General features: G+C 59.4%; 9 protein-coding genes. 7 read left to right on the forward strand and 2 right to left on the reverse strand.

Features of this window, described 5'->3' with window-relative positions; translation table 11 throughout:
* The first annotated feature begins 278 nt into the window (after positions 1-278).
* From ACVMIH_RS39360 to ACVMIH_RS39375, 4 genes are all read left to right on the forward strand, one after another.
* On the forward strand, positions 279-473 hold the full coding sequence (locus ACVMIH_RS39360) for a hypothetical protein (RefSeq protein ID WP_456865978.1): 195 nt from the start codon (positions 279-281) through the stop codon (positions 471-473).
* Positions 473-1,534: a DUF7146 domain-containing protein gene (locus ACVMIH_RS39365; protein ID WP_456865980.1), complete on the forward strand. Its 1,062-nt coding sequence runs from the start codon at positions 473-475 to the stop codon at positions 1,532-1,534. The genes ACVMIH_RS39360 and ACVMIH_RS39365 overlap by 1 nt, the downstream gene beginning before the upstream one ends.
* A gap of 377 nt (positions 1,535-1,911) precedes the next feature.
* Positions 1,912-2,835 (forward strand): DUF2493 domain-containing protein, encoded by a 924-nt coding sequence (locus ACVMIH_RS39370; protein ID WP_456866686.1) that lies wholly within the window; start codon positions 1,912-1,914, stop codon positions 2,833-2,835.
* Between the two features lie 932 nt (positions 2,836-3,767).
* Positions 3,768-4,091 (forward strand): DUF736 domain-containing protein, encoded by a 324-nt coding sequence (locus ACVMIH_RS39375; protein WP_050421550.1) that lies wholly within the window; start codon positions 3,768-3,770, stop codon positions 4,089-4,091.
* A 143-nt stretch (positions 4,092-4,234) separates the two neighbouring features.
* Here ACVMIH_RS39375 and ACVMIH_RS39380 read toward each other — a convergent pair whose 3' ends face one another.
* On the reverse strand, positions 4,235-5,554 hold the full coding sequence (locus ACVMIH_RS39380; RefSeq protein WP_456865982.1) for a DUF3422 family protein: 1,320 nt from the start codon (positions 5,552-5,554) through the stop codon (positions 4,235-4,237).
* A gap of 1,689 nt (positions 5,555-7,243) precedes the next feature.
* Positions 7,244-7,906, reverse strand: a complete 663-nt coding sequence (locus tag ACVMIH_RS39385; RefSeq protein ID WP_456865984.1) for an effector protein NopP — start codon at positions 7,904-7,906, stop codon at positions 7,244-7,246.
* A gap of 573 nt (positions 7,907-8,479) precedes the next feature.
* Between ACVMIH_RS39385 and ACVMIH_RS39390 the strand changes: the two genes are divergently transcribed.
* The 3 genes from ACVMIH_RS39390 (at position 8,480) to ACVMIH_RS39400 (ending at position 11,904) form a co-directional block, all read left to right on the forward strand.
* The gene (locus ACVMIH_RS39390) at positions 8,480-8,680 is read left to right on the forward strand and encodes a hypothetical protein (RefSeq protein WP_456828428.1); all 201 of its coding nucleotides are present in this window, start codon (positions 8,480-8,482) and stop codon (positions 8,678-8,680) included.
* A 225-nt stretch (positions 8,681-8,905) separates the two neighbouring features.
* Positions 8,906-9,172 (forward strand): DUF3551 domain-containing protein, encoded by a 267-nt coding sequence (locus tag ACVMIH_RS39395; RefSeq protein ID WP_456865986.1) that lies wholly within the window; start codon positions 8,906-8,908, stop codon positions 9,170-9,172.
* Positions 9,173-9,942: 770 nt separating this feature from the next.
* Complete coding sequence (locus ACVMIH_RS39400) at positions 9,943-11,904, forward strand: putative bifunctional diguanylate cyclase/phosphodiesterase (RefSeq protein WP_456865989.1); 1,962 nt, start codon at positions 9,943-9,945, stop codon at positions 11,902-11,904.
* Positions 11,905-12,463: the final 559 nt, after the last annotated feature.

Below are 12,463 nucleotides of genomic sequence, written 5' to 3' on the forward strand. Positions count from 1 at the left end.
CCGCCACCAACCCGCGTTCGTGCGTTCAGCTTTGCGTCCACGAAAACCTATTGGCTCAGGGGCAGTCGACATAGCCGCCTCTGCCGCCGCCGGCTGCCATTTTAAGCTTTATCCGATCCGGGATGTGAACGGCGCGTCCTGGTTTTTCCGATAGCACGGCAGCCGCCAACGAACGCCATTTGCCGCCGAAAGCCAGAGCGAGAGCGGGACGGGCTTGTCCGCGAACGGGTTGGAGGCCGAGAGAGAGGCTCCCGGCCGCCCGGTTCGGAGAAACTGACATGTCAAGCGCCGTTCAGAAGATGATCAAGCTGTCGCCGTCGCGCGACATGCTCTTCAGTAAACTTGTCTTGAGCTGGAAGAATGCAAGCTCGGTCAAAGCCGGCATTTTCACCGACGCAAGCAGTGTCGCCGTCGTGGCCAAGGTGCTCGGTGGCTGCCCGGCTGCGCACCTCGTTGAGCGGGAGGGCGCGTGATGGTCTTTGATGCCTCAGAATTGGCACGCCGCCTCGCACGCGAGGCCGAGGACGTATGCCGACACTATCTGTCCAATGGCAAGCGGGTGGGGCGGTACTGGATGGTTGGCGATGTTCGCAACACGCCAGGACGCTCGTTGTTCGTGCGGCTCCAGGAATCGACGAAGGGGCCTGCCGGAAAGTGGACCGATGCCGCCACCGGAGAACATGGAGACCTGCTCGACATCATCCGCGGAAGTATGGCTTTACGCGATTTTCGCAAAGTGGCCGAGGAGGCGAGACGCTTTCTAACGCTACCTCGTTGCGAGCAGCAACCCACCCCGAACGCCGTCAGTCCAGCAGCGCGAGCCGGATCGCAGCAGGCCGCCCGTCGTCTGTTTGCAATGTCCAGCCCCATCGACGGTACGGTGGTTGAAGCTTATTTGCGGCGTCGCGGAATAGTCAGTATCCACCATGGCGGCAGCTTGCGCTTCCATCCACGTTGCTATTATCGACCGGACGAGCATTTGCCTATGGAAACGTGGCCAGCGATGATAGCCAGCGTCACGAATCTTAATGGGCGGATCTGCGGCGTGCATCGCACCTGGCTCGATCCGGACGGCTTTGATCGCATTCGGCTCGGCAAGGCTCCCATTGACACCCCACGGCGGGCCATGGGCGACCTGCTCGGTAACGCTGTTCGTTTCGGTCTGGTGGATGGCGTGCTTGCTGCCGGCGAGGGCATCGAGACGATGCTGTCGCTGCGCTGCGTCCTGCCAACCTTGCCGATGGCTGCAGCGCTTTCGGCCAATCATCTCTCAGCCATGTTGCTGCCGCCTGGCTTGCGTCGGCTCTATATCGCCCGCGACGCCGATGCCGCCGGGGACGCCGTACAGGCCATCCTGACCCGGCGCGCGGAGGAGGCCGGCGTTGAAGCGATCTCGCTGTCGCCTCGGCTCGGCGACTTCAATGAAGATCTGCACATCTTCGGCCTTGAGGCCCTCCGGGCAGCGTTGTGGCTTCAACTCGTTCCTGACGATGCCGCCCGCTTCCTGCGCTCGTCCACGATCGAGACCGGGTAGTCGCGGTAGTTCGACCGATGGCGAAAGATCGGTCATGGCCGACGCCAATTGGCGGAGAGGACGCGACCTTCGGCCTTCTGGCGGGCGATCGGACGGCAAGCGGGTGCGGGCCGGCAATGGCTGCGTCCGGCTATTTTCCGCCGCGCGCAGGCAATGAGATGACACGATCGCGATTTGCCGAGCGCGCTTTGCATCGCGAAGCAAAATAGCCGGTCTTCGCCATCCTCCGCTGCCGCTTCGGCCCTCCGCTTCCGCCCACGCCCTGCGGGCCTGGGCGGACAAGCCGCTCCGGGTTCTGGCCCGTTCCGCCCGCCGTCTGGGTGATCGCCACGAAGGCCGCGATGGGCGCAGCCGCTCCACCAAAAGGATCTCTTGCGATGACCGATCACGACGACATCGAACCGACGCACGCCCTGTCTCCGACCGGACACGTCCTCAGCGAATTGCAGCTCTTCGGCTATCGCCCCTTCGACGATCAGCCAGATCCAAGACCTCTCCCCGAGAGCCAGATGATCGCCGGTACCGTCGTCGATATGTTCGACATCCTGGTTGCCGCGCTAAGCAATACGCGGCTTGAACCGGATCTCAGCGAACTCCTCTGGTCAACCGTCAACCTGTTCCATCGGGCCGTCGATCGCATCGAACGCCAGCTCGACGACAATGAACAAGCGCAGCACAAGAGCCAGCGGGAGCAGAATGGCTCAGAGGTGCGATCGGTCGAGCTCGAGCGCCTGACGGCGGAGGGCATCACCTTGATCGAGCGCCGAAATTGCCTGGAACTGTTCCGTGATCAGGCGATGGAGCAATTTGAGGTTTACACCGGCTCGTCCTGGCGTCCTCGGTCGGGCTCGCTGGTGAGCCACCGCACGCTCACGGCAGCCATGATCGACTCCCGGGACTTCATCGCCGCCAAGCGCCGTTCCCAGACCGAGGTCATGTTGCCGGCAGGACCGAAGATCGCACTCACCGGCGGGCTCGACTTCAACGACCACCACCTGATCTGGGATCGCCTCGACAAGGTTTACGCCAAGCATCCCGACATGGTCCTGCTCCATGGCGGCTCACCCAAGGGGGCCGAACTGATCGCTTCCAAATGGGCGACGACCCGCAAGGTACCCCAGATCGCCTTCAAGCCCGACTGGACGAAGCACGCCAAAGCTGCACCCTTCAAGCGCAATGATGCCATGCTCGAGCTCTTGCCGATCGGCGTCATGCATTTTCCGGGTACGGGAATCCAGGACAACCTCGCCGACAAGGCGAGGCGTTTCGGCATTCCCGTCTGGAAGTTCGGCGGCGCGTGAGCGCCGTTTTTTTCAAACCATCGAGCGGAGTTGGACGCCCGGCACTCCGCCGCGTCCAGCTCTATATCCAAAGTTGCGGCTTGTGACGGCGGTGGAGATGCGATCGTAATCCATCTGAATGAAGCCGCCACCGTGCTCACGCCTGACCTTGTCGTTACCACACCACGCATTGGTTTGTTCTATCGGGCGGCCGTCGGGCGGCCAGTGCTGGCGTGGCCCTTTTCGTCGCACCCGGTGCTCACGCTTGCGCAGATCGGGCTGCTGACGCGCTTTGCGTTGGCGGCAGGTGACTGTTCCTGCTTGCGAAGACCCGCCTGTTTGAGCCGGCTGAACTGGTGGAGCAACAGTCTCAACCATTCTCATGGCCGCGATGCGAAGAATGATCCCTCGTCACCTTCCTCATCGAACAGGTTGCGCAGGATCGCCATCTTGAACGGGGGACAAGTGACTGGAGCGAGAGGTATCGCGGCCCTCTTCGGAACGCTACGACCAGCCGGCCCCGATTTCGGCCCGGCCCACCTCGTCGCCTGGCACGTTGAACCGTTCTCGATTGTTCTCTCATGACGACACCGCCCTTTGCGGCAGGTTGTTTCTCTTTGTTCGCCGAGCCGTTCCAGCTTCTTGTGCAGCCCAACCGAGATTTGCCAAGTCTTCTCCCGAGCTTGCGACCCAGCCCGCGGACGCACGTGGCCTCTTAGATGGCTTGATCTGGCCGAAGACCGGCTCCGCCTCGATCGTCTGAGCCGCAACGCCGTTGATGCGACTTTCTTCCCCTGGGCTTCGCCCATTCCTCGCGAGGCAAGAAAGTCGCCACAACGGCGTCCTCCGCTGCGCTCCGGCCCGCAAGGGGTGCGTCGCCGATCGTCCTCGGCCTTTAGATCGCCATCGAGGCCGCGGTGGTCGCGGGCTCGAAACACAACAGGAGAAGTGACATGGCTAACATCGGTTCTTTCAAGAAGGTCGGCAACGATTTCCAGGGCGAGATTGTCACGCTGAGCCTGCAAGCCAAGGGCGTCCGTATCGTCGCCGAGACCAACCGCTCCAACGACAACGCTCCGAGCCACCGCATCTACGTGGGCCGAGCCGAGATCGGGGCCGGCTGGTCCAAGCGCTCCAACGAGGGTCGCGACTATCTGAGCCTCAAGCTCGATGATCCGAGCTTCACCGCTCCGATCTTCGCCAACCTGTTCGCTGACGAGGAAGGCGAGGGCTTCAGCCTGATCTGGTCGCGTCCCAGCCGTCGCAACGGCGACTGACCCGATCCACAATGCCTCGCCCGGCTGGTCCGGGCGGGGCATTACCCTGCGCAGGAGCCGGCTGCGATCTTGCGGCAGCGTCGCACCACGACCATGCAAGCTTCGCAGGACGGACGCACCGATTCCCTCAAGGAGCTCTAGTCTCAACTGACCGAAGGCGTGTCGTCGTGCTTGAGGTGTCGCTTTCGGATATTGTAACTCACCAGCCAGATGACGCCGACCGCGATCGGCACGAAGGCTGCGGTCAGGAACGAGGGCTCTACTCGCAGTCCGACATCGTGCGCGCCCTTGGCAAGATAGCTAAACAGGCTGACCACATAATATCCTATCGCCCCGACCGACAATCCTTCGACCGTGCACTGCAGCCGAAGTTGCTGTCTTGCGCGCTCGTTGATGGCCTGTAACAGGTCACGATTCTGTCGTTCGATTTCGACGTCGACCCGAGTTCGCAACAGATCGGCGGCGCGCGCGAGCTTGACCGACAGCTTCGCCTGACGATCCTCCACAGTCGCGCAGGTTCGCATCGCCGGCGCCATGCGGCGCGCCAGAAACGACGACCAGGTTGGATAGCCCGAGACATCGTTGCCTTCAATGATGGACAGTCGCGATTGGACCAGCTCGTTATAGGCCCTGCTGGCGCCGAAGCGAAACAGGCTGGCGGTCGCGCCTCTTTCGAAAGATGCGGCCAGCGCCGTCAGCTCGGCAAGCAGATGGTTGTTGAACTGCAGCCCTTCACCGCTTTGCATTTTCTCGAGTGCCTCAACAAGACGGCGGTCGATGCGATCAACAGATGGTGCAAGCTCAAGGGCCGCCGACAGGCCAAGAAGTGCCAATGGACGGTAGGTCTCGATTTCCAGGAGCCGTTGCACCAGCGCGCCGAGATCGTGTGACGTCAACCCGAGGTCGCAGACGAGGATTTTCGTGAAGCCTTTTTCGTCTACGCGGAAGTCTGAGGCCGCAACGCCTGCGCCGCTCTTTGTGGCAACCATGGCCAGGCTGTTCTTGTCAAAAATCTGCTCGGCTCGCCTGGTCGGCGAGGCGTCCTGCTCCACTTCCAGCCTGATCGCGACCAGCAATTGTCCGGTTTGACGCAATGCGCGGATCAGCGATCGGACGGTACCATCAACTTTGTCAAATTGGTCTGCGGCAGAACAATTTGCGTTAGTCCAGATCCAGGTGAATGTTGTAAATTCCGAATGCTGCTCCCAGCGTAGCGTAGCGGGCCCGATGACAATCTGATGAAGTTTCGCCGATTGCTCAGGCGGCGTAAGATTGCGCTCGAGGCAAAAATCGATAAAACGACAGCGATCGCTCGTGGCCGCCTCGCCCTGTGCAAGAAAAGCGAAGTGGATCACGCTGAAGGGCGAAACAAGGCGCGTGAAAGGGCGCGCGTGCACTTCGCCGAGCACAGCGTCGCGTTGCGGATGTGGCGTGAAGGTTCGCAGATCCAGTTCATCGATCATGTATTGACGCCTTGCTTCAGGGTGAGCAGGCAACCATCAGCCTTGACGCGGGAGGCAATGGCGGTGCTGGGAAACGGTTGCGCGCGGCCAGGTTGCTGATCAAGTCATGTCGACGATCATTACCGAGGCCGCCTTGAACTCGGGAAAGAGGTCTTGCGGGAGGAGGGTTAGGCCAGGCAGATTGAGATTGAGCAGCCTCATCCAGCTTTCGAATGACGCCATCAACGACATCTGCCGGGTATGGTCCGGTGTTTATGGCGAAATGCCGCCGTCGCGGCTCCATAGGTGTAGCGGTGCGCCAGCAAGCCGTTCCGCGACCTTGACGGTGGCGCGCGGCACCGTCCGACCAATGCCTAGATTTACGCGGACAGGGTTGGCTGTTTCCGAATCCCACCAACATCGCGCGCCACCGAAGGGGTGCCGCGTGCAAGTGAAGATGCGCCGGCCCTCTTCTGAAGGCAGTTTTCCGGTCGCATGACCGATGCCGCGCGAGGTCATGGCAAGCAGGAACGTCTTCCGTTCTCCCAACGTGGTGCAGACAAACGAGCTCGGGTGCGGCAACCGCATTGTCGATTGACGGATCGAGGCCCAAACGCGACTCCCATCTTGTTGCCGTCGTCAAACTTCCTGGCGCTGAGAGCTGGTGCAGGATTTGGGCCAGCACTATAGAAGGGGAACTCTTGCGTCGTTTTTACGCAATGTGGCTTTCGAAGACAGTCGGAGGCGGGTTTCAGACATGAAGCGCGCTTGTATTCTGACAGAATGCGCACGTGGCACAGGCCACAGGGAATTGCGTGGTTTCGGCAAGGCGATCGCTCGCCCGGCCGCTGCCATTGTCTGAGCGGCCACGCTCTGGCTGGATTTGTCGATGCAGAGCCCTGCGAGTGACCGCGCCCGGACCCGCGGGACAAGGGCTCGGCGATGGGCTGATAACGTCACATCGAGTGAGGTTGACTGGATCACGCAGCTGGAGCTTTCGCCGTCCTCGTCTTTGATGCGTCACTCAGAGCAGCCCAGGCGTCGCGGCTTGACCGATTGTCGCGGGGAGGTCGATACGTGGCGACTGTTGTTCGACCAAATCGCGGCGGACCACAGATGCGGCCGGCGACTATTGTGAGCGGGGCGTAGGGCCGTGGCAGTGATCGCGGAATCGGAAATCTGCACCTGGCAGCACAAAGAGCCAGTCACCACTGAATTCGTTGGGCCGGCTTCTCGGCGGGACTCGGCGTCGCCGCGTTGTCCTTGATGTCAGCTCTGTTTGGATCGAGCGCCCGCAACGGCCTCTTCGATGGATGGATCTGCCCGAAGAACGGCTGCGCCTCGACCGACCAATGCGAAGTCATCAGCCTACAACCGGTTGCTGGAGGTTAGCCGGCTAAGCGGCCGACCGAGACCGTTTCGTAATCAAGAACGACTGGCTCGCCCGGCGGCGGGAACTCAGACTGCGAGTTGAAACGTTCGTAAGAGACAGCACCTTGCCGGACTATGCGTTCGGCAAAAAAGTCGACTCCGGAGGAAGAGTCCCGACGAAGTCTGATACACGTTGGCTTCTCTGCAGCCGCGCCCACAATTTGGGTCGGCGTTCGTCAAAGTTCGCAGGAAGCCAATTGCCTTCAGCAATGGGTCTATGGCAGCCACCTCTGGAAGCAGAAGCAGAATGGCTGCTGCCGGGAGCATTGGACAAACCGCCTATTGTTCGGCGAGGAGCTCGTCGAGTGCATGAGTGAGTTTGTCTACATCAACGTCATCGTCGCACGAATCGGTCGAGATGCTTGTTACACTCTCGGCATCGCTGTCCTTGGTGTCCCGAGCTTTAGAAAGATACAGTGCAGGTTTATCTGCGCGCTGCCATTCACCGTCACCATTCTTAGTCCACTTTTCGGGATGCTGGGCAGGGTCAAGAACCATGTTCGCTTGATCCACCTCAACAAAACCCATTGCCGCGAGGCGGGATTTCGCTTCTAGGCTGACTGGAGTGGAATTGATCAATGGTCGTTCGCCATCGAGCCGAAGCTGATGTTCCAGCAGAATATCACCTGCGTTGTCGACGAGCGGATGAGTAACCCGAAGAACTGTGGTGGACGTGATGTCAGTTCGCCCGGGAAACAGTTCCCGCCACTTTTCGCCTTCGAACACCTCGTTCATGCGAAATCCGGATTCTGTTCTTAGAAGCCCGACGCTTTCGTTGCCCAATTCATAGCTAAAATATCGGGCGTCGTCGGTATGTCTTCTGGCCGTACCGGTGCCCTCAGCCAGACTTGCTGTGCGCGCAGCTTTTGAGGACACGAAAGGCGAGTACTCTTGTGAGTTCGCTGCGATATGCTTGATTTCAGCGCCATGAAAATCCTTCATTTTTTTCTTGTATTGAAACCTTGTGATCTCAATCACAGGAGTTCGGCGCACTAGGGAGTACGACGGTGCTACCGCCGAAGACGAACTAGCGTTCGAATTCGGTGTCGACTGAATGCCTGCAAGCACGTCCGCAAACCTCTGGGTATCTGTATCAGGTTGCATGTCACTGTTTGCTGAGTGCCTGATTTCATCAACATCCTGTGTATGCGAGAGGGATTCGATACTCGACGTGCTGATAGTCCGGTTATGCATCGCAAGTCGTACTCCTGTCGGCGACGTTTTTGTCGCATGGAGTTCAGGCTGAAGAATGTTAGACAGCCAAGCTGTCAAAAAGCTGACGCGCGGGCGCCGGGCGACTGGTCCGCGCTGCCGCGCAAACCGTCGGCGGCATCAGCGGTGCAAGTGGAAGCCCGGTGACTTGCGTCGGTGCTCGTCCTATACTCGTTATACTATTGCGCTAAGCCCTACAGGAGTGAACGAAAGCGTAGACCGGTCCTGAGGTTCACTCAACCTGATGTCTATCCCGCTACACGCTGACACATGATCATTGTCGAGGGATTGAGGGCATTTCGTATGGTTGATTCCGAATTGGCTGCCCTATTGCGAGCGGTTCTGGACGAAGTGTGCGAAGATGTATCGCGTCACGAGAATGGCGCTCGAACTCATGTCGCCTGCAAACTCCTGGAAGCCGCCAGCCGCGGAGAGACGTCGGTCGATGCTCTCAGGAAAATTGGCCGAGCGGCATTGGCCAGTGCACCTACGATGTGGCGTTAGGACGCAATCGGCTGGGGAGACTTGCGCAGAGTTCTATGAAGGCGTCCGCTCGGCGGGTAAGCGATCACAGGTGCGGTTCGTACGTTTCGTGCAGACATCGCGCTTTGACTCATTGCCCGTCGGGCTAGACTACATAGTTAGCTGCGCGGTCTGTTCACGCAAACAGGTTGTTCTGAGGTTGATCGTGCTATCGGAAAGAATCTATGGCGGGGGTCAAAAGACCGTATGCCTTTCCTTCCGTTCATAGTTGTTGTCACCTTTTCCGTCCTGGTCGGCCTCGCATCGGGAGCGACCGCAGCCACACGAAACCGCGCGAAGCACATAGCGCCGCCCGCGCCGGACCTTTACTGTCTGCAAGGGCGCAGCTGGGGCTATCCAGGCAATTGCCAGTTCTCAACCTATAGACAGTGCCAGGCCACTGCATCGGGCACGTACGCACATTGCGGTATCAATCCCACCTATGCTTTCGAGCATGGGTGGCGCCCGCGCTGATGGCGGTCCTTTTCCAATCTGCGTCAACTCAGCCGCGCCAAGGGCGCGACGGTCGTCGGCTGCTCGATTGCAGCGCGCATTGTGCCGAGCGCGGAAAGAATGTCATCAACAATATCTTGCGCCGCTTCCTACGGCTGCGATCCGACCAGCAGCCGGAGGATTGATCGCCACACGGCCATAGAGAGGGCTGAGGTCTCGCGTGCTGGCGGCAAAATCATCCTATTGCTTGGCATGCCAGTCGTGAGGCCCGCCAAACACCAGCACGGCAATCAACGCAGATTGCGGTCCGCCGGCAGGTTGGCCCCAGGGTAAGAGAGCTGCAGTGCGATTTTGACCCGCTGAAAATCGTTGGCACCCTTTGCCGAAAGATCGCCCCTTTTTGGTGGCTGGCGTGCCGTGCAGCAGGACAGCGAACCGCGAGGGCACGCAAAGAGAAAGTCGTCGGAGCACGCGCCCCAACCGCGGAATGCGCGCAGCCGCCATCCCTTCGTCAGGCCCGATCGATCTCGCACCCCGCCGTTCTATTCGGCGGTGCTGAGGCTCTCCGCATGCGAGTAAGGTCTGATTTGCGATCCGATAAAGCAATGGTTCTGTACGAAACGAACGGAGTTCGTCTTCAATTTTAACCGGTCCAAGCCTCAACAATGAATCCGGCGCCGTGAGGTGTCGCGAGGCGGCTGGTACAATCAAGAGTTTATCTTTTGTCAAAGATTTGCCGCGACCTTCCAGAGCTGGCGCCAACGCTACAACCACTCCTGCAGGGTCCCGGAATGAGGACATATCTGAACTCCTGGCTCTCGAAGCTCCTGGCCGGAGATTTGGCGGCATTTGGTGGGCCGGCCACCGATGAAGCGGTTGCAGGATACATTCGTGCCGAGCAGATCTCCCTCGTGCTTGGCTATTCGCTGGGCATCATGCTGGCCAACGCCTGCAATGCGACCGTGCTCGCAATTGCGCTTTGGCATTCGCCCGACAGAAACTTTGCCCTGATCTGGGCGGCGACTGTCGTCTGCGGCGCGCTATCGATAGGCCTGAAAGCGCGTTCATCACGACTGATGACGAAGCCCCAGTTCGTGTCGCGCCAGGCCATGCACCGGCTGGTACGGAATGCGCTGGTTCTCGGAACCGCCTGGGCAATTGTGCCGGTGGCTTTCTTCGCGAACGCCTCCAATGGCGGGCAGCTCGTCATTACATGTCTCTGCTCTGGAATGCTTGCAGGTGGCGCATTCGCCTTCGCCACGATTCCGGTGGCGGCAGTTGCGTTCACGGCTCCGATCTTTGTGGGTACGGCAATTTGCCTCGGCAGAAACGACGATTTCGCCTATCTGCTCGTCGCTATCCTGGTCGTGGCCTATGGCTTCGTGCTCCTGCGCGGCGTTTTCGCCCATTCCTTCGAATTTACCAGACGCGCCATTGCTCAACTGGAGGCCGAAAGGAGGGGCCGACGGGATACCCTGACCCAACTTCCGAACCGTTTTGCCTTCAATGAGAGCCTAGAAGGTGCCCTCAACAGGCTCGCCCGCACGGGCGAGGAATTCGCGGTTCTTCTTCTCGACCTCGATCGCTTCAAGGACGTGAACGACAAATTCGGCCACCTCACTGGCGATGAATTTCTTGTGCAGGCGGCGGTGAGACTACAGCGATGCGTACGCCAGACCGATACCGTTGCGCGCATCGGTGGCGATGAATTTGCGCTTGTTATGACCAATCTGACCAAGGTGGAGGACGTCTTGGAGGTCGCCGAGCGGTTTGTCGGCGCCTTCGCCGAACCATTCGCGATCGAAAAATGCGAGATCGCGGGGGCGACCAGCGTCGGAATCGCAGTGGCCCCGCGCGACGGCGACGTACCTCATGTGCTCCTGAGGAATGCCGACATTGCGCTCTATCGTGCCAAGCAAGCGGGGCCGGGAACGATCTGCTTCTTTGAGATCAACGACGACAAATCAGCGCACGAGCGCAGGGCGCTGCAGCGGGATCTGGAGCTCGCGATTGACAGAGACGAACTGTTCCTCCTCTACCAACCGTTCTTTGATATTCACGCGAACCGAATCACCGGCTTTGAGGCGTTGCTGCGCTGGCGGCATCCCGTCCGTGGAATAATTTCCCCGACCGAGTTCATCCCAATCGCCGAAGAAACCGGACTGATCCACGGAATCGGTGAGTGGGTGGTCCGACGCGCCTGCGCGACGCTATCGAACTGGCCGTCGGACCTCAGGGTCGCCGTGAATTTCTCGGCGGCTCAATTCCATAACACCAGCATCCTGCAGACAATCGTGCAGGCTCTCTCCGAAGCCAGAGTTGCTCCTCATCGGCTCGAAATCGAAATAACCGAGTCGATGCTGATCTCGAAGTACGCGCCGGCGTCATCGATCCTGACGTCCCTCCTGCAATTGGGAGTGACGGTGGCACTTGACGATTTCGGAACGGGATATTCGTCGCTGACTTATTTGCTGAAACTGCCTTACACTCGCATCAAGATCGATCAGTCTTTCATACGGGACATGCTGAGGCGACCGGATAATGCGGCGATCGTAAAATCGATCATCGCACTGACGCGGGACCTGCGGATCGGCGTGGTCGCCGAAGGCGTCGAAACAACCGAGCAACTCGACTATTTGCGTCAAACCAATTGTGATGAAGTGCAAGGATATCTCATCGGTCGACCGGTCGCGGAGGATCACATTTTCGCTCTGCTCCATCAAGACAAGCAATGGTCGACGCCCGCCGCTTGAATGACGTGGTCGCTGCGTTATGCCGATAGTGGTGAACATCCGCATCCCGAGGTGGAGTAGACGCTTGGCCTGCTGTAGTATTCTCGAAGATTTGCGAAGCACTGCAGCACCGGCTGCATCACTCCGCGAATTGCTGTGCAAGCAGCGCTGACCAAGGCTCCCCCATTTTGACTGTGGATTAGTATTGTCTGATTAGAGCGAGGCCACGAACATCACGGCGGTCGACCCTTCCGGTGCAGAGGTCGTTGCAGACAACCTGATCATTCGCAAGCCATCGGACTTGATGAACTCGCCAGCCGTTTCAAGTCAACTTCGTCGAAGGTCAACGATGGATTCCATGCAGATAGCCGAATAAGCCGGAGCACGGCTCGCCCTTGAGGGCTGATTGGACATAAAAAAGAGGCTGCAATTGAGTCTATTCAGTTGCAGCCTCTCTTGCGAAGTATCCGGGCAGGACTCCTCACGCACCCGGAGCTTGCCCAACGCATGTTAACAGAACCTCAAAGAGGCACTTATTTCGCAGGCGAAGCGTGCCGGAACTTTGTACGAAACGATCAAA

The organism is Bradyrhizobium sp. USDA 4503, assembly GCF_054055815.1.